The 22113-nt window shown below is 70.4% G+C and carries 19 protein-coding genes, 3 tRNA genes and 1 pseudogene; 12 read left to right on the top strand and 11 right to left on the bottom strand.

What is annotated here, in order from left to right; genetic code table 11:
• Window positions 1-4 precede the first annotated feature (4 nt).
• Complete coding sequence (locus ACZ3H8_RS14875) at window positions 5-805, bottom strand: glycerophosphodiester phosphodiesterase (protein ID WP_467401628.1); 801 nt, start codon at window positions 803-805, stop codon at window positions 5-7.
• A gap of 251 nt (window positions 806-1056) precedes the next feature.
• On the opposite strand from ACZ3H8_RS14875, the gene ACZ3H8_RS14870 reads away from it, so the two are divergent.
• Together ACZ3H8_RS14870 and ACZ3H8_RS14865 are read left to right on the top strand one after the other, a co-directional pair.
• A complete protein-coding gene (locus tag ACZ3H8_RS14870) occupies window positions 1057-2565 on the top strand; it encodes a S1C family serine protease (protein ID WP_467401625.1) in 1509 nt (502 codons plus the stop codon).
• 45 nt (window positions 2566-2610) lie between these two features.
• Window positions 2611-2697, top strand: a tRNA-Ser gene (locus ACZ3H8_RS14865).
• A 138-nt stretch (window positions 2698-2835) separates the two neighbouring features.
• Here ACZ3H8_RS14865 and ACZ3H8_RS14860 read toward each other — a convergent pair.
• The 4 genes from ACZ3H8_RS14860 to ACZ3H8_RS14845 all read right to left on the bottom strand — a co-directional run bounded on the left by ACZ3H8_RS14860 (window position 2836) and on the right by ACZ3H8_RS14845 (window position 5574).
• Window positions 2836-3201: an MmcQ/YjbR family DNA-binding protein gene (locus tag ACZ3H8_RS14860; RefSeq protein WP_467401623.1), complete on the bottom strand. Its 366-nt coding sequence runs from the start codon at window positions 3199-3201 to the stop codon at window positions 2836-2838.
• Window positions 3202-3208: 7 nt separating this feature from the next.
• Window positions 3209-3634 carry a VOC family protein gene (locus ACZ3H8_RS14855; protein ID WP_467401621.1) on the bottom strand — a complete coding sequence of 142 codons (426 nt, stop codon included), beginning with the start codon at window positions 3632-3634 and terminating at the stop codon, window positions 3209-3211.
• Between the two features lie 27 nt (window positions 3635-3661).
• A complete protein-coding gene (locus tag ACZ3H8_RS14850; protein ID WP_467401618.1) occupies window positions 3662-4633 on the bottom strand; it encodes an AraC family transcriptional regulator in 972 nt (323 codons plus the stop codon).
• A gap of 65 nt (window positions 4634-4698) precedes the next feature.
• Window positions 4699-5574 carry a bifunctional DNA primase/polymerase gene (locus ACZ3H8_RS14845; protein ID WP_467401616.1) on the bottom strand — a complete coding sequence of 292 codons (876 nt, stop codon included), beginning with the start codon at window positions 5572-5574 and terminating at the stop codon, window positions 4699-4701.
• A gap of 313 nt (window positions 5575-5887) precedes the next feature.
• Between ACZ3H8_RS14845 and ACZ3H8_RS14840 the strand changes: the two genes are divergently transcribed.
• From ACZ3H8_RS14840 to ACZ3H8_RS14805, 8 genes are all read left to right on the top strand, one after another.
• Window positions 5888-6193 carry a hypothetical protein gene (locus ACZ3H8_RS14840; protein WP_307662413.1) on the top strand — a complete coding sequence of 102 codons (306 nt, stop codon included), beginning with the start codon at window positions 5888-5890 and terminating at the stop codon, window positions 6191-6193.
• 210 nt (window positions 6194-6403) lie between these two features.
• Window positions 6404-7594 carry an acyl-CoA dehydrogenase family protein gene (locus ACZ3H8_RS14835; protein ID WP_467401614.1) on the top strand — a complete coding sequence of 397 codons (1191 nt, stop codon included), beginning with the start codon at window positions 6404-6406 and terminating at the stop codon, window positions 7592-7594.
• A 41-nt stretch (window positions 7595-7635) separates the two neighbouring features.
• A complete protein-coding gene (locus ACZ3H8_RS14830) occupies window positions 7636-8565 on the top strand; it encodes a bifunctional MaoC family dehydratase N-terminal/OB-fold nucleic acid binding domain-containing protein (protein WP_467401611.1) in 930 nt (309 codons plus the stop codon).
• Window positions 8565-9596, top strand: a complete 1032-nt coding sequence (locus tag ACZ3H8_RS14825) for an acyl-CoA dehydrogenase family protein (protein WP_467401609.1) — start codon at window positions 8565-8567, stop codon at window positions 9594-9596. The genes ACZ3H8_RS14830 and ACZ3H8_RS14825 overlap by 1 nt, the downstream gene beginning before the upstream one ends.
• Window positions 9593-9988, top strand: a complete 396-nt coding sequence (locus tag ACZ3H8_RS14820) for a MaoC family dehydratase (RefSeq protein ID WP_467401606.1) — start codon at window positions 9593-9595, stop codon at window positions 9986-9988. Before ACZ3H8_RS14825 ends, ACZ3H8_RS14820 begins: the two co-directional genes overlap by 4 nt.
• Window positions 9985-11151 (top strand): lipid-transfer protein, encoded by a 1167-nt coding sequence (locus tag ACZ3H8_RS14815; RefSeq protein WP_467401604.1) that lies wholly within the window; start codon window positions 9985-9987, stop codon window positions 11149-11151. The genes ACZ3H8_RS14820 and ACZ3H8_RS14815 overlap by 4 nt, the downstream gene beginning before the upstream one ends.
• A 229-nt stretch (window positions 11152-11380) precedes the next feature.
• Window positions 11381-11962 (top strand): SigE family RNA polymerase sigma factor, encoded by a 582-nt coding sequence (locus tag ACZ3H8_RS14810; RefSeq protein ID WP_467401601.1) that lies wholly within the window; start codon window positions 11381-11383, stop codon window positions 11960-11962.
• A 198-nt stretch (window positions 11963-12160) separates the two neighbouring features.
• Window positions 12161-13807: a long-chain fatty acid--CoA ligase gene (locus ACZ3H8_RS14805; protein ID WP_467401599.1), complete on the top strand. Its 1647-nt coding sequence runs from the start codon at window positions 12161-12163 to the stop codon at window positions 13805-13807.
• A gap of 93 nt (window positions 13808-13900) precedes the next feature.
• On the opposite strand, the gene ACZ3H8_RS14800 is transcribed toward ACZ3H8_RS14805, so the two are convergent.
• Window positions 13901-17770: a PAS domain-containing protein gene (locus tag ACZ3H8_RS14800; RefSeq protein WP_467401597.1), complete on the bottom strand. Its 3870-nt coding sequence runs from the start codon at window positions 17768-17770 to the stop codon at window positions 13901-13903.
• 168 nt (window positions 17771-17938) lie between these two features.
• Entirely contained in the window at window positions 17939-18394 is a 456-nt protein-coding gene (locus ACZ3H8_RS14795) for an SSI family serine proteinase inhibitor (protein ID WP_467401595.1), read from the bottom strand.
• A 246-nt stretch (window positions 18395-18640) separates the two neighbouring features.
• Here ACZ3H8_RS14795 and ACZ3H8_RS14790 point away from each other — a divergent pair.
• Window positions 18641-18731 (top strand) — tRNA-Ser (locus ACZ3H8_RS14790).
• A 162-nt stretch (window positions 18732-18893) separates the two neighbouring features.
• Window positions 18894-18966, top strand: a tRNA-Arg gene (locus tag ACZ3H8_RS14785).
• 77 nt (window positions 18967-19043) lie between these two features.
• Here ACZ3H8_RS14785 and ACZ3H8_RS14780 read toward each other — a convergent pair.
• From ACZ3H8_RS14780 to ACZ3H8_RS14765, 4 genes and pseudogenes are all read right to left on the bottom strand, one after another.
• A complete protein-coding gene (locus ACZ3H8_RS14780) occupies window positions 19044-20270 on the bottom strand; it encodes a site-specific integrase (protein WP_467401593.1) in 1227 nt (408 codons plus the stop codon).
• Window positions 20267-20473 (bottom strand): helix-turn-helix domain-containing protein, encoded by a 207-nt coding sequence (locus ACZ3H8_RS14775; RefSeq protein WP_467401590.1) that lies wholly within the window; start codon window positions 20471-20473, stop codon window positions 20267-20269. Before ACZ3H8_RS14775 ends, ACZ3H8_RS14780 begins: the two co-directional genes overlap by 4 nt.
• A 23-nt stretch (window positions 20474-20496) precedes the next feature.
• Window positions 20497-21806, bottom strand: a pseudogene (repSA, locus tag ACZ3H8_RS14770) (replication initiator protein RepSA).
• Window positions 21807-21853: 47 nt separating this feature from the next.
• A complete protein-coding gene (locus tag ACZ3H8_RS14765) occupies window positions 21854-22045 on the bottom strand; it encodes a hypothetical protein (RefSeq protein ID WP_467401589.1) in 192 nt (63 codons plus the stop codon).
• Between the last annotated feature and the right edge of the window lie 68 nt (window positions 22046-22113).

The following is a 22113-nucleotide window of genomic DNA, read 5'->3' as shown; positions in this document are numbered from 1 at the left end:
AGCGTTAAAGGCGGCCCAGTTGGGACAGCACCTGTTTGGGGCGATTGGTGATGATCGCCTCGACACCGAGGCGGGTGCAGAGCTCGACGTCCTCCGGTTCATTGACGGTCCACACGTGCACGCGATGGCCCGCGCGGTGCAGCCGGGCGACATATCCGGGGTGGTTGCGGACGATCCGCATGCCCGGGCCGGCGATCCGCGCGCCGGCCGGCAGCCGCCCGTCGCGCAGCCGCGGCGTCACGAACTGCATCAGATAGACAGTGGGGAGGTTCGGCGAAGCCGCCGAGACCCGGTGCAGGGACCGGGCCGAGAAGCTCATGATCCGTACGGGCGAGTCGTCGGCCGTGGTCGGATCGGACAGGCCGAAGCGCCCGAGAAGGTGAAGCAGTCGCTCCTCCACCTGGCCCGCCCAGCGGGTGGGGTGCTTGGTCTCGATGGCCAGTTCGATGCGGCGGCCGGAATCGGCCACCAGCTCCAGCAGCCGTTCCAGGGTGAGTACGGAGGTGAAGGACGGGTCTCCCCAGTCGGGGCTCTCCTCGCTGTCCTTCCACGACCCGAAGTCGAGGGCCGCGAGATCTGCGAGCTCCAGGGCGGAGACGGCGCCTCGGCCGTTGGAGGTGCGGTTGATGCGACGGTCGTGGACGCAGACGAGATGCCCGTCGGCGGTGAGCCGTACATCGCACTCGAGGGCGTCGGCGCCGTCCTCGATCGCCTTCTTGTACGCAGCCAGGGTGTGCTCGGGGGCGTCTTCGGAGGCGCCTCGGTGGGCGACGACCTGGATGTTGTGCTGCCGTGCTTGAGTCACCGCGTCATGGTGTCACCGAGGCGGGGTAGGCGCGTGCAGGGGGCTGGTCCGGAAGCTGGTTCGGGGGCTGTCCGGCAGCTGTCTGGCGGCCGTCCGGTGGTTTTGGAGATGCGTCCGTTTTGTCGGACGTAAAGGATTGCCGAGATACACACAGGTCCTGCTTACAGTGGTCTGACGTGTGGTGGGAAAAGCTGACGGCAGACAGTTGCGAGCGCTGATGAGGAACCTGTGGAAAACCTGAGGAGAGAGCTGTGAGCACCGAGAACGAGGGCACTGCGGTCCCGGCCGCCCCGTCCGTACCTCCTGTGCCGGGCGCCGCTCCCGAAGGCACGTCGGCATCCGCTTCAGTAGCCGAGACGCCGCAGACAGCCGAATCAGCTCACCAGGACGGGACGCACCACTACACCCAGCCGACAGCGGCTGCGGCCGAGCGGCCCGGGCACTCCCCCCAGCCCGACCCCGCCACCGCGCCGCTGCCCGGTCCCGTCCCCGCCGTCGCGCCGACAGGCGCGCACCACACGGCAGTCGGCTGGCCGCCGCCCCCGCCCGCACTCCCCTCCTATGGGGGCAGCGGCGGCGGCCCGGCCTGGGGCGCGTCGGCCCAGGTCTCCGAGCCCTCGCGCAAACGTTCCGGCGGACTGGTAGCCGCGGTGCTCGCCGCCGCGCTCGTAGCGGGCGGCGTCGGCGGCGGAATCGGCTACTGGGCCGCTGAGCGCAACGACGACACCTCCGGCTCGACCACCGTCTCCGCGGCGGACGCGCCCAAGGACTTCAAGCGCGAGCCGGGAACGGTCGCCGCGGTCGCGGCCAAGGCGCTGCCGAGCGTGGTCACCATCGAGGCGAAGGCGGGGGGCGGCGCCGGCGGCAACGGCGAGACCGAAGGCGGCACGGGCACCGGCTTCGTCTACGACAGGGAAGGCCACATCCTCACCAACAACCACGTGGTGGCCTCCGCGGCCGACGGCGGCACGGTGTCCGCGATCTTCTCCAACGGCAAGAAGTACGACGCCGAGGTGGTCGGCCGGGCCGAGGGCTACGACGTAGCCGTACTGAAGCTGAAGGACGCCCCCTCGGGGCTGAACCCGCTGGCCCTCGGCAACTCCGAGCAGGTCGCCGTCGGCGACTCGACCATCGCGATCGGCGCGCCCTTCGGCCTGTCGAACACCGTCACCACCGGCATCATCAGCGCCAAGAACCGCCCGGTCGCCTCGGGCGACGGCTCCAGCGGCAAGAACTCGTACATGAGCGCCCTGCAGACCGACGCCTCCATCAACCCGGGCAACTCCGGCGGCCCGCTGCTGGATTCGCGCGGTGCGGTGATCGGCATCAACTCCGCGATCCAGTCGGCGGGCAGCGGCGGCCTCGGCCAATCGCAGGCGGGCTCGATCGGCCTCGGCTTCGCCATCCCGATCAACCAGGCGAAGAACGTCGCCGAGCAGCTGATCAAGACGGGCAAGCCGGTCTACCCGGTGATCGGCGCGACGGTCGACATGTCGAGCAAGGACTCGGGAGCCAAGATCGCCGCCGAGGGCGCGGGCGGCACCCCGTCGGTGACCCCGGACGGCCCGGCCGCGAAGGCAGGGTTCAAGGCGGGCGACGTCATCACCAAGTTCAATGGCAAGCCGATCGACAGCGGTCCGACCCTGATCAGCGAGATCTGGAACCACAAGCCGGGTGACAAGGTGACGCTCACGTACCAGCGCGACGGCAAGGAGCACAAAGCGGAGGTCATCCTGGGCAAGCGCACGGGCGACAGCTGATCCCGGTAGTCTGTAGCCCGCTCCGCCGCAGGTGGCCGGGGCGTGGGTGGGTTGCCCGAGCGGCCTAAGGGAACGGTCTTGAAAACCGTCGTGGCAGCGATGTCACCGTGGGTTCAAATCCCACACCCACCGCGCAGAGCCTGTAAGGCCAGGTGACAAGGGGTGTCCGGAGCTTCCGGACACCCCTCTCTGCGCCGTGATCTGCTGCAAGCGGTTCTCAATGCGATGAGCACAAGTCCGCGACCGGGCCTCCCCCAGATGAGGTTCTGCTCAGCCCTCCGCTTCCAGTGCCGTGATCAGGCGCGCAGGGGCGACCAGGCAGTAGGCGTCCAGAACGAGGTCCTTCACCAGAGCCCAGTCGACGGCGACGTCGAGGTAGACGCCAATCCAGCCCCGGTGGCCGACGTAGGGCGGGCGGAAGAAGTGCACCGGGTCGGAGGCGACCAGGTGCTCTTGAACTCCGGCCGGTGCCGCGCACCAGAAAGCAAGCCGGTCGTCGTGGTGGTGGTCGGAGAAGGTGACGAACACCTTCTTCCCGGCGGCGAACCAGGTGGGTTCCCCGTGACTGAGCCGCTCGTCCGCCTCGGGAAGTGCCAGGCAGATCGACCGGAGCCGGTCCAGCGCTGAAAGTGCCATGGCCGGATCAGCCGGGATCCGCGGCCTTGCGAGGCTCGCCGCGATAGGTGCCGAAGGACCACCGGTTGCCTTCGGGGTCGCGGGCGGCGAAGTCTCTGGAGCCGTAATCGGTTTCGCGCAGTTCGGAGGTGATCTCCGCGCCGGCGGCCTTCGCGCGGGCGTACAGCCTGTCGGGGTCGGCCGTGACCGCATAGGCGCCGAAGCTTCCGGGGCGCAGCGGCCAGGCGTCGGTCTCGGCGTCCCGCTTCGCCGAGCCGAGCATGATCCCGCCGCCTTCCGGCCAGGACAGCTGGGCGTGGTCGACGCGGTCACCCTCCCCGTGGACCACGGTCTCCTCGAATCCGAACGCGTCGGTCAGAAACCGGATCAGCGCGCGGGCGTCGTGGGCACGCAGGGTGGGCCACACCTGCGGTGCCGGTGTTGTGTCGTCCATGTCCACCAGGCCTCCTCGGCCAGTCCTTCAGCACTGGTTGGGCTCTTGCCGCAGCCAATCCTGTGCTGGTCCGCCGCTGGGGGCTTGGACGTTTCGGAACTCCTCGGCCAGCCACCTGCTGGGGGCGCAGCCGGCCAGGGAGCGGAACTCGCGCGCGAGGTGTGCCTGGTCGAAGTAGCCGCACTCCGCTGCCACGTCGGCGAGCCGGGGAGGCTCCGACCGACCGGCACCGGCTGCCAGCAGTCTGCGGGCGCGGTCGAATCGGACCACCCTCGCGGCGGCCTTGGGCGTCAGCCCGGTCTCCTGGCGGAAGCGGTCCGCCAGATGGCGTCCGCTCCAGCCGACTTCGTCCGCCAGTGCCGACACCGGCACGGCACCGCCGGTGCGGATCAGCAGCTGCCAGGCGCGGGCGACCTCGGGCGGAGCGCCTACGTAGGGGCGGGTCGCCCGGAGCAGCAGCTTGTCCAGCACGGCGAAGCGCTCCGGCCAGCTACCGGCCGCCTGCAGCCGTGCCTGGAGCTCACCGCACAGGCGGCCCAGGACGGCGTCTGCGGGGAGGTCGGTGTTGGCCAGTTCACCGGCCGGCAGACCGAGCAGCGCCCGCGCACCGAGCGGGTGCAGCGCAATTTGTATGCCCGACTGCCGGCCCTGGTGGGTGATCAGCGCCGGTGACGTGTGCAGGCCGCCGAGCAGGGTGTCGTAATTGCCCGGTGCCTGTCGGGGATCAGGGTGGCCGGCCACTGTGAGCAGGTCGTCGAGCGTGAAGATCAGCGTCAGGTAGGGCGAGGGCATCCCCCGGTGCAGTGTGGCCGGGAAGCCGTCTTGTCGGTAGCCGGTGTACCAGGCCACATAGGGCCGCAGCGCGGCTGCGGCCCGAACGCGGACCGACTCGTTGACCACGCCATGGCGCGGCAAGGTCGTGGCCGCCGCGCCGACCTGCTCGCGCGGCGCTGGGCCGGCGTGCGGCCCCGGGATGTCCACTCGCGGGGCGCTGTACACGCCACCAGTATCGGCCCGCCAGGCCAAGGAGTCGTTCCCCGTTTCCCCAACCCCCGTGCCCTCCGTCAGCGGCCCCGGCCCGAGGTGAGCCGGTCCGCCGAGGCGATCGTCGCGCGGGCTTCGTGCTCGCTCAGACCCGCGCGGACCGCCGCCTCGGTGAGGGCGTCCGCGAGTTCGTCGCCGAAGCCGTTCTCGTAGGCGCGGCAAGCTGCCCAGAAGAGCCGGGTGTTGCGCTGGCCCTCGTGAGCCGCGAGGACGAACTGGACCAGGCCCTGGCCCTGGGACGGACGGGAGGGGGCGGCGTGCGTGGGGTGGTGGGGGCGTGCGGGGGGTGTGATGAGGCGCAGGAGTGCGCGGGGGCACGGCGCGGGGGACAGCTCTGCCGTGCCGGGCGCGAGTCGGTATGCGCCGTGGGCGCTCACCGAGCCGGGGCCGACGAGATAGCCGCCGGCGCCGCGGACGTCGATGCCGGCGGCGAGCCGGCTCGCGGAGTTCGGGACGACGACGTCGGGCGGGCCGGTCAGCCAGAGGTGGCGGCCGCCGCTCGGGGTGAGGACGGTGACCGTCTCCGGGATCGTGAACAGATGGCGCAGGGCCAGGTGCTGCAGCGCGGCCACGGAGTCGGTCGAGGACTTGGTGTCGAGATCGATGCCGATCAGATGGTGCGGCGGCCGGCCGCAGGCGATGCCATAGCCGGTGGCCCAGGGGGCGGCGGCGAACAGGGCGCGGATGCCGGCCGGGTCGGTGGTGGCGTCGTGGACGCCGTGGCCCGGCAGGCCGCATTCTCCGCGGCACAGGACCGGCTCGGGGTCGCCCCGGTGGGGTGAGCGCAGGGCGGGGAGCTTGGTGGGGGACAGGGGAATGACGGGGAGCCCGCGCTCGGCGGCGGAAAGAGCGTGGGCGAGGGCCAGGGTGGCGGTCTGCCGGTCGGTGATGGCCATGGCTCTATTTTCGTACAAGCGTTCGAAGAAGGGAAGAGGGAAAGACTGGCCTAAAACATGCCGAAACGCTTCACCCCTTGTCCTGGCCGGACTCTGTGGTGCGCGCTGACGTGAACTGGGGGCTCTGCGGGCGCGAAGGGGGTTTATCGGCATGTCATCACGCTTGAGGGCGAATTGGGTGCTCCGGCGTGGTTCGCCGGGGATTCGGTGGGCAACTCTGATCCCGCGACGTCGTGACCACGATCCGGGGCGGTCGGCCAACTGCTCTGGAACAAGCCGTACTTCTGCAGTTCCGGTTCATGGAGGAAATGACATGGCAAGCATCCGCACCGCCCGCGCCATCGCCGCTGTCGCCGCCCTGCCCCTCGCTGCCGCCCTCTTCTCGGGTGTTGCCCAGGCCGACAACGGCGCGTTCGCGGACGACGGATCGAATGCGACGGTGGCGTCGGTCGTCAGTGGCGTCGGCGGTGACAACTGGGGCAATTCGACTACCACTCAGCAGGTGGCGAGCGGCGCCGGCGCGTCCAACCAGAACAACACCGCCAGTGTGAACGGCTCCGGTTTCACCGCGATCGACCAGTCCAACACGGTGGTGAACTTCACGAGTCTGTGGTGGTGACGGCCCGAGGGGGGTTCGATCAAGGGGTGAACGACTGCCTGCGCGGCGGCACTTCGGTGCCGCCGCGCAGGCGGTTGTGCGTCGTGGCTGTCTGCTGCGGCTGTGCGTGCGGCTGTACGTGGTGGCCGCGTCCGGCGCCGACCTTGACAGCGGATGCGTATCTGACGGACAGTCAGAAACCCTGACCCGTACGCCCGGGAGGCGGCCCCCGTGCACCTCGCCCCGACGGAGCGGCAGCAGCAGCTGCGCGCCGAACTGCGTTCGTACTTCCGAGACGTGATGCCGGACGGACCGCCGCCCGCCGACGACGAGACGGGGCAGCGCCGGCTGCTGCGACGGATCGGCGCGGACGGGCTGCTGGGACTCGGCTGGCCCGTTGAGTACGGAGGCCAGGGGCGGGGCCCCGACGAGCAGTTCGTCTTCTTCGACGAGGCGTACCGGGCGGGTGCGCCCGTCTCCATGGTGACGCTGAACACCGTAGGCCCGACCCTGATGAAGTACGGGACCGCGGAGCAGAAGTCGTACTTCCTGCCGCGCATCCTCAGCGGCGATGTCGTCTTCGCGATCGGCTACAGCGAGCCGGAGGCCGGGACGGACCTCGCCTCGCTGCGTACGCGCGCCGTGCGGGAAGGCACAGCAGACGGCGACTCCTGGGTCGTAGACGGGCAGAAGATCTTCACCAGCAACGGCCAGAACGCGGACTGGATCTGGCTCGCCTGCCGTACGGATCCGCAGGCGCCCAAGCACAAGGGCATCTCCATCATCCTGGTGCCGACGGACGCGCCCGGATTCGCGTGGACGCCGATCGAGACAGTGGGCGGGCTGACCACGACGTCGACGTACTACGACGGGATACGGGTGCCCGCGGAGAACCTGGTCGGCGAGGAGAACGGCGGCTGGGGGCTGATCACCAACCAGCTCAACCATGAGCGGGTGGCGCTCGCGGCGATCGGGATGCAGGCCGAGGACTTCTACGAGGCGGCGCTGGAGCGGGCGCGTACACCCGATCCAGTGACGGGCGAACGCCGGATTGACGAGCCGTGGGTGCAATTCAGAGCGGCTGAAGTGCACGCCCGGCTGGCGGCAACGCGCCTGCTCAACTGGCGTTTGGTGGGGGATGTGGGGGCGGGCCGGCTGGCGCCCGGCGATGCGAGCGGCGTGAAGTTCGCGGGAACCGAATCCGCGGTCGAGGTGTATCGAATGTGCCAGGAAATCACGGGGGAGGCGGGGCTGATCCGGGGCGGCTCGCCCGGCTCGCTCGACATCGGAGCTCTGGGTGACGGGGAGCTGGAGCGGATGAACAGAGCGGCGCAGATCAACACCTTCGGGGGCGGGGTGAGCGAGGTGCAGCGGGAGATCGTCGCGACGATGCGGCTCGGCATGAAGAGGGGGAAGAGGTGAGCGGTGAAGTGGTGAGGGGCCAGGTGGTGAGGGGTCACGTGGTGAGCGGGGAAGGGGCGAACGAGGAGTTCTATGGACGGCTGAAGGCGTACGAGGGGAGGGCCGCGGCCACGGCGGGCGTCGGCAAGGACCTGGTCAACGAACCGATGATCAGGCACTGGTGCGAGGCGATGGGGGACGCCAACGCCGCCTACACCGGCCCTGACGCCGTAGCGCCGCCGACCATGCTGCAGGCGTGGACGATGGGCGGTCTGTCCGGGCACACGGACCGGTCGGCGGCGCAGGACGAGCTGTTCGCCCTGCTCGACGGGGCGGGGTACACCTCGGTGGTCGCGACCGACTGCGAGCAGGAGTATCTGCGGCCGCTGCGGCCGGGAGACCGGATCACCTTCGACGCGGTGATCGAGTCGGTGTCGGAGCTCAAGACGACGAAGCTGGGGACGGGCCATTTCGTCACGACGCGGATGGACGTCCGGGCGGACGGGGAGCCGGCGGGCACCCACCGCTTCCGGATCCTGAAGTACGCCCCGGCGGCGAAGGGGAGGCCCAGGGGGAAGCCCAAGGGTGAGCGGCCACGGCCAGTGATCAACCGGGACAATGCCGGATTCTGGGACGGGGTGGCCGAGCACCGGCTGCTGATCCAGCGGTGCGCGGGGTGCGGGGCGCTGCGCTTTCCCTGGCTGCCGGGGTGCGCCGCCTGCGGCTCGCCGGAGTGGGACACGGTCGAGGCGAGCGGCGCGGGGACCGTCTACTCGTACGTCGTGATGCACCACCCGCCCTTCCCCGCCTTTGACCCTCCGTATGCGGTGGGGCTGATCGAGCTCGCGGAAGGCGTGCGGATGGTCAGCAATGTCGTCGGCGTGCCGTACGACAAGGTGCGGATCGGGATGCCCGTGCAGCTTGAATTCCTGCGGGTCGACAAGGAGTTGGAGCTGCCGGTCTTCAAAGGCTCGGACGGGGGTGCGGGCTGATGGACTTCACACCCACCGAGGAGCAGTCCGCCGCACAGGAGCTGGCCGCGCGGATCTTCGATGACCTCTCCACACATGAGCGGCTGGCCGCCGCTGGGACCGGGACGGACGCCGAGCTGTGGAAGGCGCTGTGTGCGGCGGGGCTTGTCGGGGCCGCCGAAGACATAGGCGTGCTCGGTCTGGTGTTGCTCATGGAGGAGCAGGGGCGGACCACCGCACAGGTGCCTTTCGCGGCGACCTGTGTGTACGGACTGCTGGCAGTGGCTTCCCACGGCACGGACGAGCAGCGCGTCCGGCTGCTGCCCGCACTGCGGGACGGCACGGCGGTGGCGACCGGGGCGTTCCCAGCGCACGGAGGTGGGATACGGGCCACCGCGCCGGGGCAGTTGAGCGGCGCCCTGCCGTTCGTGCCGTGGCTGCGGGACGCCACGCATGTGCTGGTCCCCGACGCCGACCGGGCGCTGTGGCTCGTACGGACAGCTGACGCGGAGGTGTCGGAGGTGGAGACCACCGCGCCCTGGGCGGCCGGGCGGCTCGTCCTGTCCGGGACGCCGGGCGAACGGCTGGGCGGGCCCGGTGCGTACGAATCAGTGCTGGCCCTGGGGCGTACGGCCTTCGCCGGCCTGCAGGCCGGGGTGTGCGCGGGCTCCCTCGCCCGGGCCGTCCAATACACCTCGACCCGCGAGCAGTTCGGGCGTCCCCTCTCCACCAACCAGGGCGTGCTGCTGCGCGCCGCCGACGCGTACATGGACACCGAGGCCATACGGGTCACGGCCTACGAAGCCGCCTGGCGACAGGACGAAGGCCTGGACGCGGCCGCCGAGGTGCTGACCGCCGCCTGGTGGGCCTCCGAGGCCGGCAAGCGTGTCGTCCACGCCGGGCAGCATCTGCACGGCGGGATGGGCGCCGACCTGGACCATCCCGTCCATCGGCACTTCCTGTGGGGGCGCCAGCTGGACGCCTACCTCGGCTGCGGCGCGGAACAACTCGCCGAACTGGGTCAATTGCTCGCGAAGGAGGAGCCCGTATGACGAGTGCCGGAGAAGAGCTGCCACCACTGACCATCCCCATCACCCGCACGCTGATCATCGCCGGGGCCGTGGCCTCCCGCGACTACCAGGACGTCCACCACGACTCCGAGCTCGCGAAGGAGAAGGGATCCCCGGACATTTTCATGAACATCCTCACGACCAACGGCCTGGTCGGGCGGTACATCACCGACTGCTTGGGGGAGCGGGCCGTGCTCCGTAAGGTCGCGATCCGGCTGGGCGCGCCCAACCACCCGGGAGACACCATGGTGTTGAGCGGCACGGTCACCTCCGTGGAGGGCGACACCGCCGAAGTGCGGATCTTCGGCGCCAACAGCATCGGCAACCACGTCACCGGCACAGTGACGGTGACAGTTCCGGGGGAAGGATCATGAGCATCCGCAGCCGGGACACGCTCGGCGGCCGGGCGGCGGTCGTCGGGATCGGGGCGACCGAGTTCTCCAAGGACTCCGGGCGCAGCGAGCTCAAGCTGGCCGTCGAGGCGGTGCGGGCGGCTCTCGACGACGCAGGTCTCTCCCCCACCGATGTCGACGGCCTGGTCACGTTCACCATGGACACGAGCCCCGAGATCACCGTCGCCCAGGCGGCCGGCATCGGCGAGCTGTCCTTCTTCTCCCGCATCCACTACGGCGGCGGCGCGGCCTGCGCCACCGTGCAGCAGGCAGCCCTGGCCGTCGCCTCGGGGGTCGCCGAAGTGGTTGTCTGCTACCGGGCGTTCAATGAACGGTCCGGGCGGCGCTTCGGCTCCGGAGTGCAGCACCGGGAGCCGTCGGCCGAGGGCACGGCGCTCGGCTGGAACCTCCCGTTCGGGCTGCTGACCCCCGCCTCCTGGGTCGCCATGGCAGCGCAGCGCTATCTGCATACGTACGGACTCACCCCCGATGCGTTCGGCCATGTCGCCGTCACCGACCGCCACCATGCGGCGACCAACCCCGCCGCGTACTTCTACGAGAAGCCGATCACCCTCGCCGACCATGCAGCATCGCGCTGGATCGTCGAGCCGCTGAGGCTGCTCGACTGCTGCCAGGAGACCGACGGCGGCCAGGCGATTGTCGTCACCAGCGTCGAACGGGCCCGCGACCTGCCGCAGCCGCCCGCGGTGATCGTCGCGGCGGCGCAGGGAGCGGGCCGGGTGCAGGAGCAGATGACCAGCTTCTACCGCGACGATCTCACCGGCCTGCCCGAGATGGGCGTGGTCGCCCGGCAGCTGTGGCGGACGTCCGGGCTCGCCCCCGGCGACATCGACGTCGGCATCGTCTACGACCACTTCACCCCGTTCGTACTGATGCAGCTGGAGGAGTTCGGGTTCTGCAAGCCCGGTGAGGCGGCGGATTTCGTGGCTGCGGACACGCTGCCGCTGAACACCCATGGCGGCCAGCTCGGCGAGGCGTATCTGCACGGGATGAACGGCATAGCGGAGGCGGTCAGACAGCTGCGCGGCACCTCGGTGAACCAAATACCGGGCGCGGCAAGGACACTGGTCACGGCGGGCACCGGCGTCCCCACATCCGGGCTGATCCTGGGCGCTGACGGGTGAGCAGCCGTGGTGGCCGTATCCGCGTCAGTATCCGCATCGGTACGCGTATCGGTATGCGCATCGGCGGCCCTGACGGTGACCGTGGGCGTGTCCGTTGCCCTGTCCGACCCTGAGGGTCTCCTCCACCTTCAGGAGGTGAGGGCAAGGCCACCAGTACAACCTGAGGCGGACAACGCTTCGGGACCTGGGGCCGATCCGCGACAGTACTGCCCACTCCTAGCGTGGACCTATGACCACGCCAGTCTGCACAAGCGCTTCGAAGGCCGCCGCGCCGGTGCCTTCCTACGTGCCGACCGGGCGCTATGCGCCCGGCGCACCCTATTCGTCGTTCTCGTCGTACGTACGGGCGCGGGGGCCTGTACTGCTGCGTACCGCCCGCTCGCTCACCGCGAACCCGAGCGACGCCGAGGACCTGCTGCAGACCGCGCTCACGAAGACGTATGTCGCGTGGGAGCGGATCGAGGACCACCGGGCGCTCGACGGCTATGTCCGCCGTGCCCTGCTGAACACCCGTACCTCGCAGTGGCGCAAGCGCAAGGTGGACGAGTTCGCCTGCGACGAGCTGCCCGAGCCGGAGACGGTGCCCACGCCGGACCCCGCCGAGCAGCAGGTGCTGCACGACGCGATGTGGCGCGCCGTGATGAAGCTGCCGGACCGGCAGCGGGCGATGGTCGTGCTGCGTTACTACGAGGATCTCAGCGAGGCACAGACTGCCGAGGTGCTCGGGGTGTCGGTCGGCACGGTCAAGAGCGCGGTGTCCCGGGCGCTCGGAAAGCTCCGCGAGGACCCGGAACTGTCGCCCGTGCGCTGATCCGGTCCGCTCCCGCGTGCTGATCCGGTCCGCTCCCGTGCGCTGATCGGGCCGGCCCCGGTGTGCTGATCCAGTCCGCGCCCGTGCGCTGATGTGCGATGAATCCTTACTCCCGGGTAGTGACATACCAAGCGGTACGTGAGCAGAATCTTCACACCTTTACTGCCACCTAGCGCTAGCGCCCACCGGGAGGACGCCGTGCTGAGCACCATGCAGGACGTACCGCTGACTGTGACCCGCATCCTTCAGCATGGGATGACGATCCATGGAAAGTCGCAGATCACCACTTGGACAGGTGAGGCCGAGCCGCAGCGCCGCACCTTCGCGGAGGTCGGGGAGCGTGCGACCCGACTGGCCAACGCCCTGCGCGACGAGCTCGGGATCGACGGCGACCAGCGCGTCGCCACCCTGATGTGGAACAACGCCGAACATGTCGAGGCGTACTTCGCGATCCCCTCCATGGGGGCCGTACTGCACACCCTCAACCTCCGCCTCCCCGCGGAGCAGCTGGTGTGGATCGTCAACCACGCCGCCGACCGCGCCGTCATCGTCAACGGCTCGCTGCTCCCGCTGCTCGCGCCGCTGCTGCCGAATCTGCCGACGATCGAGCACATCGTGGTGTCCGGCCCGGGTGACCGCGGACTCCTGGCCGATACCCAGGCTCGGGTGCACGAATACGAGGAGCTGATCGCCGGCCGCCCGACCAGCTACGACTGGCCGGAGCTGGACGAACGCTCCGCCGCGGCCATGTGTTACACCTCCGGCACCACCGGCGACCCCAAGGGCGTGGTCTACTCCCACCGCTCCATCTATCTGCACTCCATGCAGGTCAACATGGCCGAGTCGATGGGGCTGACGGAGCGCGACACGACCCTCGTCGTCGTCCCGCAGTTCCACGTCAACGCCTGGGGCCTGCCGCACGCCACGTTCATGACCGGCATCAACATGCTGATGCCCGACCGCTTCCTGCAGCCCGCGCCGCTCGCCGACATGATCGAGCGCGAGAGGCCCTCGCACGCCGCGGCCGTCCCCACCATCTGGCAGGGCCTGCTGGCCGAAGTCGCCGCGAACCCCAGGGACCTGAGCTCCATGAACCAGGTCACCATCGGCGGCTCGGCCTGCCCGCCCGCGCTGATGGAGGCGTACGACAAGCTGGGCGTGCGGCTGTGCCAGGCCTGGGGCATGACGGAGACCTCCCCGCTCGGCACGATGGCGCACCCGCCGGCGGGGCTGAGCGCGGAGGAAGAGTGGCCGTACCGCGTCACGCAGGGCCGTTTCCCGGCAGGCGTCGATGCCCGTCTGGTCGGCCCCGGCGGCGATCTCCTGCCGTGGGACGGCAGGTCTGCCGGTGAGCTGGAGGTGCGCGGCAGCTGGATTGCCGGCGCGTACTACGGCGGCGCGGGCGGCGACGACTTCAAGCCCGAGGACAAGTTCAGCGAGGACGGCTGGCTGAAGACCGGCGACGTCGGCGTGATCAGCTCCGACGGTTTTCTGACGCTGACCGACCGCGCGAAGGACGTCATCAAGTCCGGCGGCGAATGGATCTCCAGCGTCGATCTGGAGAACGCGCTGATGGCTCACCCCGAGGTCGCGGAGGCGGCGGTGATCGCCGTCCCGGACGACAAGTGGGGCGAGCGGCCGCTCGCGACCGTGGTGCTGAAGGAGGGTTCGACCGCGGATTACGAAACGCTGAAGGCCTTCCTCGCCGAGAAGATCGCGAAGTGGCAGCTGCCGGAGCGGTGGGCGGTGATTCCGGCGGTGCCGAAGACGAGCGTCGGCAAGTTCGACAAGAAGGTGATCCGCAGGCAGTACGCGGACGGCGAGCTGGACGTCACGCAGCTTTAGCGGGTGCGGCTGTAGCGCGTACAGCCCCAGTACGTACAGCCCCAGTACGTGCTGCTGCAAGGGGCGGCGGTGACAACTGCCGCCCCTTGCAGATCAGTTTGTCCCGATCTTCGCCAGCAGGTCGACGATACGGGCCTGGACCTCGTTGCTCGTGGAGCGTTCCGCCAGGAAGAGCACCGTCTCTCCCGACGAGAGGCGTGGCAGTTCCGCGCGGTTGAGGCCCGCGGAGGTGTAGACGACCAGCGGGGTGCGGTTCAGCTGGCCGTTCGCGCGCAGCCAGTCGATGATCCCGGCCCTGCGGCGGCGTACCTGCATCAGGTCCATCACCACCAGGTTCGGTCGCATCTGGGCGGCGAGTGTGACCGCGTCCGCGTCCGCGCCGGCCCGGGCGACCTGCATGCCGCGGCGTTCCAGGGTCGCCGACAGCGCGAGCGCGATCTCCTCGTGTTCCTCGATCAACAGCACGCGCGAGGGGTGCTGTTCACTGTCGCGCGGGGCGAGCGCCTTGAGCAGTACGGCCGGATCCGCGCCGTACGCCGCCTCCCGCGTCGCCTGCCCCAGACCCGCCGTCACCAGCACCGGGACCTCAGCGGCCACCGCTGCCTGGCGCAGCGACTGCAGCGCGGTCCGGGTGATCGGGCCGGTCAGCGGGTCGACGAAGAGCGCTGCCGGGAAGGCTGCGATCTGCGCGTCGACCTCCTCGCGCGAGTGCACGACCACCGGGCGGTAGCCGCGGTCGCTCAGTGCCTGCTGCGTGGAGACGTCGGGCGCGGGCCAGACCAGCAGCCGACGCGGGTTGTCCAGGGGCTCCGGGGGCAATTCGTCGTCGACGGGCTGCGGCTGCGGCTTGTTGGCCACCTCGACCGCACCGCCCGGGCCGTCGAGCGGCTCGGGGCCCTCCGCGCCCTCGTCGGGCGCGCCGATCATGTATGCCCGGCCCTCGGACCGGTCGGCCGGCAGCTGCGACCCGGTCTGCGCCGGGGCCTGCGGGTGCGGCAGGGCGGCGGTCTCGGGCCGCTCGCCCTCCGGGGGCGTGGCCAGCTTGCGGCGGCGGCCGGAGGCGAGCGTCTGGTTCTGCTGCTGGGCGATCTGCTGCGAGAACGGCACGCCCTGCCCGAGCGTGCGCACGCTGAACGCCCGCCCCTGCGTGGAGTCCGCCGGAGCTGGAGCCGGAGCAGGAGCCTCGGCGGGCAGCGGCTGGGCGGCGCGCGGCGCGGCCGACGGCCCGTCGGCGGCGGGCTCCGGCAAGCGCTGCGTCGGTCGCTGCGTCGGCGGCTGCTGCGTCTGAGGCTCCGGCAGGGATACGGAGCCGGTGACCTGGACCGTCTCCCCGGTGCTCGCGGCGGGGGCGGCCTCGTCGACGGCCGCCGTGTGCTGACCGGTCGAGCCGTCGGAGGCGAGCGCCGCGAGACCGGTGCCCGAGGTGTCGGCCTCCGCCCACTCGGGCTGCGTCTGCGGCTGTCCGAGGGGCTGCGTCTGGAGCTGCCCGTCCGGCTGCACGCCGGGCAGTACGGGCTGGGCGTCGGGTGCCTCGGCGGGCAGCGGCTGCGCTTCCTTGCGGCCGCGGCGGCGGCCGGTCGGCACGGGATGCGGCTGCGGCGGCGTGTGGTGATCGGTGCCCGGCTCGGTGCGTACGGCGTCGTGCCGGCCCGGCAGCGAGGCATCCGCCTCACCGGCCGTCGGCAAGATCCGGTCGGCCTCGGCCGGCGGCAGCGCGAACGCCGTACGCCCTGACTCCACCTCGGCCGGTGCGGTCGCCAGCGCCCGCCTGGCCCGCCGCCCGGCGGGCGCAGCCGGAGCCGCGCCCGGACCCGGAGCAGCGGAGAGCTCGGGCAGCCCGCCCTCCGCGCCGCGCCGCGCGCGCAGCCCTGAGGGGCCTGTTCCATGTGGTTCGACGGGCACGCCCTGCGGCGGGACCGTCTCGCCGAGCGCCGCGCGCCCGGTCGACGCCGCGCCCTCCGCGGCCGTCACCACCGAGCCCTCGGCGGGCCGGACGCCGCCCGCGGCAACCGCGACGGCCTGCTCGGCGGGGCTCGGCCGCCCGCGCCGCCGCCCGGTCCCGCCGTTTTTGGCGCCCCCGGCGCCTCCGCCGTTTGCGGGACCACTCCCCTCGCCCGAATCCTGGGCCGGGATCAGTTCCTGCTGCGGCTCCTGCCCCTGCGCCCGGCGCCGCCCCGTCGGCTGCGCGGCCATCGGGTCCTCCATGGCCACCGGGCTTTCCAGGAAGGCATCCGTGGAGGCCCGCCGCGCGCGCCGCCGTCCGCGCCCGCCGGGCGTGCCCGTCTGCTGCTCCGGCAGCGCGAGCGCACCGGCCTGCTCCGGAGCCGGAGCGGGAGCCGTCACCGTCCCCGAGCCCTCGCCGAGCGGCACCTCCAGGACGTACGCGCTGCCGCTCATCCCGGGCACCTCATGCGTCTGCAGCACGCCGCCGTGCGCCCGTACGATCCCGCGCACGATCGGCTCGTGCACCGGGTCTCCCCCGGCGAACGGCCCCCGCACCTCGATCCGTACGACGTCACCGCGCTGCGCTGCAGCCACCACGACTGTCGAGTCCACATACCCACCGCCCGGAACCACCCGGGCCTTGCCGGTCGAGTCGACCCCGGCCACATCGGCGACCAGATGCGCGAGCGCCGTCGCCAGCCGCCCCGCATCCACCTCGGCCTCTATCGGCGGCGCGTGCACCGCGAACTGCGCCCGCCCCGGACCGATCAGCTCGACCGCACCCTCGACGCCCGCCGCCACGACACCGTCGAGCAGTACGTTCGCCTTGTTCAGCCCCTCAGCGCCGGTGTCGAGCCGCTGGAAGCCCAGCACATTGTCGACAAGCGTCGTCATCCGGGCATATCCGGCGGCCAGATGGTGCAGGATCTGGTTGGCCTCGGGCCACAGCTGGCCTGCCGGGTCGGCGGCCAGCGTCCCCAGTTCGGCGCGGAGTTCCTCCAGCGGCCCCCGCAGCGACTCGCCGAGGACGGCGGTCAGCTGGGCGTGCCGGGCGGCCAGTTCCTCGTACCGCTCCGCGCGCGCCTCGATCTCGGCGGAGTACCGCTCCGACTTGTCCGCCAGCTCGGCCGTGAGCCGCTCGGTGGTCTCGGCCAGCTCGGCCGTGAGCCGCTCGGTCGTCTGTGTGACCTCCGCCGCGTGCTGCTCCGCCAGCTCCTCGTAAGGACGCCGGTCGGTGAAGGTCATCACCGCGCCGACGAGCTGGTCCCCGTCCCGTACCGGCGCGGTCGTCAGATCGACGGCCACCTTCGAGCCGTTCTTCGCCCACAGCACCTGTCCGCGCACCCGGTGCTTGCGGCCGGACTTGAGGGTGTCCGCGAGCGGTGATTCCTCGTACGGGAAGGGCTCGCCGTCCGCGCGCGAGTGCAGGATCAGCGGATGCAGCTCCTGGCCGCCCAGGTCGCTCGCCCGGAACCCGAGGATCTGCGCGGCGGCCGGATTGACCAGCACGACCCGACCGTCCGTGTCCGTCCCGACGACACCCTCGGACGCGGCCCGCAGAATCATCTCGGTCTGCCGCTGCGAACGCGCCAGCTCCGCTTCCGTGTCCACGGTGCCCGAGAGATCCCGTACGACGAGCATCAGCAGCTCGTCGCCGGTGTAGCCGGTGTACGAGTCGTACGCCTCGCGCCCGTCCTCCAGGCTCGCGCTGGTCACCTCGACAGGAAACTCGCTGCCGTCCGTACGCCGCGCGACCATCCGGGCCGGCTTGGTGCGCCCCCGCTCGTCCGCCGCCTCGGGCCGTCGCATGGAGCCCGGGATCAGCCGGGAGTCGAAGGAGGGCAGCAGATCGAGCAGCCCGCGTCCGACGAGGGCGGTGCCGGGCGTCTCGAAGAGTTCGAGGGCGATGGTGTTGGCGTTGACGACCGTGCCGTTGCAGTTGACGAGCACGAGCCCATCCGGAAGGGCGTCGAGTATGGCTGCGAGGCGAGCAGCGCCTCGGGATGGCCTGCTGCTCACGACGACGGTTCCTCCCTGACCTACTGCATGGTGCGGACGGCCGGTCCCATCTTGCCCCTCGGGCCTCAGCCTGTCACTGGAGGGAGTCTAAAGGCAGGGATGTGCGAGGGGCGGCGGATGAGGGGGAGCTCTCACCAAGCTTGTGTGCGCATGGCGTACGCCTTGGGCCTATGACCTGGTGTTCGGCAGTACGGGCTCCATGGTCCGCCAGCGTGAGATTTCGCAGCCGTCGGTCCTCCTGAAGGTGGCGTCCACGCGCTGCCCCTGCCAGGTGCCGGTGATGTGCGCGGTTTGGGGCCCGCCCATCTGCTGGGTGCACATCTGGTCCTGGGGCACTGGAGCGAACGGGTCCATTCCGTCCCGCGCCAGCTGGTCCAGCCGGTCGCAGGCGGCCTGCGCGGACGGGTGGGTCCCGCCGGTAGGCCCGCACTCCAGCTCGTACAGCCCGTCGGTCCGTGCCCCGGTCTCGGAGACGGTCATGGTCAGCTGGTCCGCGGCCTGGGGCGACAGCAGCGGAAGCGGGAGGGGCAGCGCGAGGGGCAGGGGCGAGGCCCCGGCGGCAGGCACGGCGGCGACCAGCGCGGCGAAGGACGCGGTTGCGGTGAGGACGATGCGGCGCAGCATGGGAGCTCCTGGAGCTGAAGAGATCACGAATCCTTCAGGGGCAGCGAGGCCCCGGCATCTCTAACGCTCCTTGAGCCTCGGCGTTGCGCAACCGGAAATATGTTCTCCGGGGGACCGCCCCCGGGCTCCGGCCCCCCGGACTTTGCTCTGCGGCCCGCGTGCCTAGTACCGTGGGCAGCGATTGGTGACACCCCGCTGGGCTGTGTCATCATCTGCACGCACCACTCGCGCCCACGCGGGTGGGCTGGAGGCGTCGCCTAGTCCGGTCTATGGCGCCGCACTGCTAATGCGGTTTGGGTCTTAAAGCCCATCGAGGGTTCAAATCCCTCCGCCTCCGCGAGTTGATCACCGAAGCCCCTGCCAATGGCGGGGGCTTCGGTCGTTTCGACGTTGTTTTCGCAGGTCAGGCGGGGTGCGCTTAACGGATTTCACCTGACGGCGCGGGTCATGTAATGTTGTTCCCGCAACGCCGACCAGGCACAAAAGCCCGGAACGCCAAGCACTCGTAGCTTAACGGATAGAGCATCTGACTACGGATCAGAAGGTTGCAGGTTCGAATCCTGCCGAGTGCACACAGGTAAGAGGCCCCCCGGAGAAATCCGGGGGGCCTCTTGCGTTGCCCGTACAGCAACGAAGTACAGCAACCGTGTCAGCCGGTGCCGCCCATCGCGTCGGACAGCTTGCCGATCGCGGCGCGTACCGCTTCCTCGCTGGCTTCGGCGTAGACCTCCATCGTCATGGCGATCTGTGAGTGCCGCAGGATGCGCTGTGCCACCTTCGGGTGGACCTTGAGGGCGACCAGGAGCGAACTGCAGGTGTGCCGGGTGTTCCGGAGCGGGATCACCCGAAGGCCCGCACGGCGAGCCCGCAGGGCGAACATGCGTGTGAGGTTGCCCGGCTCGATCGGGGTGCCGTGCTTCGTGGTGAAGATCAGGCCATGGCTGTCCTGCCAGAGCTTTCCGGCGGCTTTCCGGTCGCCAAGTTGTTGAGCGCGGCGCATCCGAAGGGCCTTGAGGCAAAGTGCCGGCAGGGGCAGGAAGTCGTCGGAGTCCTCTGTCTTGGTCTCGCGGTGGAGGATCTGACGCCCCGCCCGCTGGATCTGGTGATCCACGTACAGCTCGCCGGTCTCGAAGTCGACGGACTTCCACGTCAGGCCCAGCACCTCACCGCGGCGCAGCCCGAGGCAGAGCACGAGCACCCAGGCCGCAAAGAGGTGGTCATCGCGGGCGGCTGCATCGGTGAGGAACTGGCCCGCCTCGGCGACGGACCATGGCTTGATCCGGCGGCGGCGGGGCTTGGGCACCTTCACGAGTGAGGCGACGTTTTTACTGATCTCCTCCTCTGCGACCGAATGGGTGAGAGCGGCCCGCAGAGCGTCGCGGGAACCTTGGATCACCCGGCGGGACGGGTACGACTCGCAGCAGTCGCCGACGGCGCAGCATTTGCGGCGGTTGGGCGCCCTCTTCGCGTCCTTCTCCTGGGCGCAGCACTGGCAGACGGTCGCCAGCTTGGTCAGCCACTCGCGCACATCCCGGACCGTGAGCTTGTCCAGCCGCTTGGCGCCGAGGTACGGGACGATGTAGAGCCGGACGTACCCCTCGTACGAGACGTACGACAGCGGGGCGAGGTTGGGCTTCACGATCGAGTCGAGCCAGTACGTGAGAAAGACGGCGAGCGTCCGGTGCCGGGTGGCGACTGGGCCCTTCTTCGCCTCGGCGTGGAGCTTGAGCCACTTCTCGTGGACCTCCTCGCGGGTCTTGCCGTAGGCGTACTTCCGGGCCCGCTTCCCGTCCGGCTTGGTGACCCAGACGTAGGCCGCATAGCCGTTCTTGTACGGATAGATGGAGCCTTCGCCGTTGCCGCGCTTGCCGCTCACGCCGAACCCTCCTCGGCCTGGCGGGCGCGACGTTCCACGTACTCATCCACGTAGCGCGGAAGGATGCGCCGGTTCCGACCATCCTTGATGGACCGGAGCTCGCCCGTGTTGATCAGCATCTTCGTCTTGGACAGGCCGTAGCCGAGCATCTCGGCGACCTCTTTGGTTGTGTGCCACTTCCGCTCAATCACGGTGGTGGTCATGCTGCGGCTCCTTCCAGGGCGAGTTATTCGCGTAGGGCCTCGCGGGCGGTTTCGCGGTTGAGCTGGAGGTCTCTCGCGATGGAGGCGGCGAGGACGGATTCGCCGGGGCTGTGGCCTTGACCGGCGTACTGCCAGGAGGCGAGGACGAGCACGGTGTCCGGTTCGGTGTCGGCGAGGCCGAGTGCTTCGTTCTGCTGGGCGGCGCGGTAGTCGGCTCGGACCTGGCGGAGGGCGCCGAGTGTCGTCGAGTACCGGCGGGACTTGGAGGAGAAGTGGCCGCGGAAGCCGAGCATGTGAGCCCAGGCGCGCAGTCGGCGGTCCGGGTACAGGGCGTCGAGTTCGAAGCAGGCTTCGATGAGGCGGCGCGGGTGCTCGGGTACATCGAGGAGCACCAGGACCTCACGGTTGCCGACGCGGCGGTCCACCGTGCCGGTCGTCTCGGCTGCCTTGGTGGCGTATTTCGCGACGTAAGAGGCGACCTTCTGCTCGGTGATGTCGGTGCCGGATCCGAAGGCCTGGATGGGTCGGATGTCGAGCTGCTCGCCCCACCGCAGAGAGCGGGCTGGTCGGCGGCGGCCGGGACGGTGACGGTCGTATACGCGTGGTCGACGGCAGTGCGAATGGCGTCGGTCAGCAGCTGCACTGTGGCCCAGGAGGGCGGCGGATCCTCGGGCCCGTCCGGTCCGTCCAGGCGTACGACGGCATGGAAGTGGACCGCACCACGCTTCTGGAACTCGGCGACTTTGCCGTAGGAGACCCGTGCGGCTGCCTTGAGTTCACGCTGGCTGAGTCCGGCGCTTGCGGCGATCTCACGGCGGAGCCGGTTGGTGAAGCGCTGCCAGAGCTGGCCCGCGTGGTTGTTGAAGAGGACGGCGGCCGCGTAGTCGTACGTCGCCGGGTCCAGCGGCGTACCGAGGGTGTCGTCGTCCGGAGGGTGAGTGACGCCGCAGCGGCAGCGGCCGGAGTCCGGGCGGTTGTGCACCGGGCCGAACGACGGGGGCGTGAGCGTGACGAAGACACGGGGGTGGTCGCGAACGGTGGCCGGGACGTCCTTCTCCTGGTCGCCCGCGAGTCCGGCGCGGATCAGCTGGTAGGTGTCGGCGGCGTACATCCAGGCGCATGACGGGCAGCGGGAGGCACGGCGGTTGCCGCAGGCGAGGCGAAGCCGCCCATCAGGCTCGGTCTCCGTGGAGTAGCGGTGCAGGGTGTCGCCGGTGGTCTTGTCCTTGGTGAGCGTCCAGCCGGTCAGGTGGATGGGGTTGGCGCAGCCTCCAGTACGGCGGACTTGGTCGCGCCAGCGGTCGAACCCGGCGGACCCTGCCACCCGCAGCATGTCGCCGAGGGTGGACGGGTCCAGGCCCGCGACGGTCGCGGTGTCGGTCACGCGCGCTCCCGCAGGACGACGGCGGGAGCCGAGACGGTCGCCATGCCGGTGCCACGGCAGCGGCGGCAGACCACGTTGAGCGTGGCGCGTGTGCCATCGGACAACAGCGAGCCGGTGTCGATGGCGACCACGGGGAAGCCGTCGCAGTCAGGGCAGATGCGCGTCCGGGCAGGGCGGAGCTGGGCCATGATGATGGTCCTTTCGATTGCGGTTGGAAGGGGCCGGACCGTCCGGGCGGCGGCGATGCTTGGCGGCT

Source organism: Streptomyces sp. NPDC002868 (assembly GCF_055563295.1).
The sequence above is the reverse complement of the archived record's forward strand: the minus strand, read 5'-3'. Positions and strand labels throughout refer to the sequence as shown.

What these genes read in the sequence shown, in the direction of transcription:
- ACZ3H8_RS14860 (WP_467401623.1), bottom strand. Translation starts at nt 3,201, where the DNA reads ATGGCACTTTCAGCGCTGGACCGGCTCCGGTCGATCTGCCTGGCACTT.
- ACZ3H8_RS14855 (WP_467401621.1), bottom strand. Translation starts at nt 3,634, where the DNA reads ATGGACGACACAACACCGGCACCGCAGGTGTGGCCCACCCTGCGTGCC.
- ACZ3H8_RS14845 (WP_467401616.1), bottom strand. Translation starts at nt 5,574, where the DNA reads ATGGCCATCACCGACCGGCAGACCGCCACCCTGGCCCTCGCCCACGCT.
- ACZ3H8_RS14840 (WP_307662413.1), top strand. Translation starts at nt 5,888, where the DNA reads ATGGCAAGCATCCGCACCGCCCGCGCCATCGCCGCTGTCGCCGCCCTG.
- ACZ3H8_RS14825 (WP_467401609.1), top strand. Translation starts at nt 8,565, where the DNA reads ATGGACTTCACACCCACCGAGGAGCAGTCCGCCGCACAGGAGCTGGCC.
- ACZ3H8_RS14820 (WP_467401606.1), top strand. Translation starts at nt 9,593, where the DNA reads ATGACGAGTGCCGGAGAAGAGCTGCCACCACTGACCATCCCCATCACC.
- ACZ3H8_RS14815 (WP_467401604.1), top strand. Translation starts at nt 9,985, where the DNA reads ATGAGCATCCGCAGCCGGGACACGCTCGGCGGCCGGGCGGCGGTCGTC.
- ACZ3H8_RS14810 (WP_467401601.1), top strand. Translation starts at nt 11,381, where the DNA reads ATGACCACGCCAGTCTGCACAAGCGCTTCGAAGGCCGCCGCGCCGGTG.
- ACZ3H8_RS14795 (WP_467401595.1), bottom strand. Translation starts at nt 18,394, where the DNA reads ATGCTGCGCCGCATCGTCCTCACCGCAACCGCGTCCTTCGCCGCGCTG.
- ACZ3H8_RS14775 (WP_467401590.1), bottom strand. Translation starts at nt 20,473, where the DNA reads ATGACCACCACCGTGATTGAGCGGAAGTGGCACACAACCAAAGAGGTC.
- ACZ3H8_RS14765 (WP_467401589.1), bottom strand. Translation starts at nt 22,045, where the DNA reads ATGGCCCAGCTCCGCCCTGCCCGGACGCGCATCTGCCCTGACTGCGAC.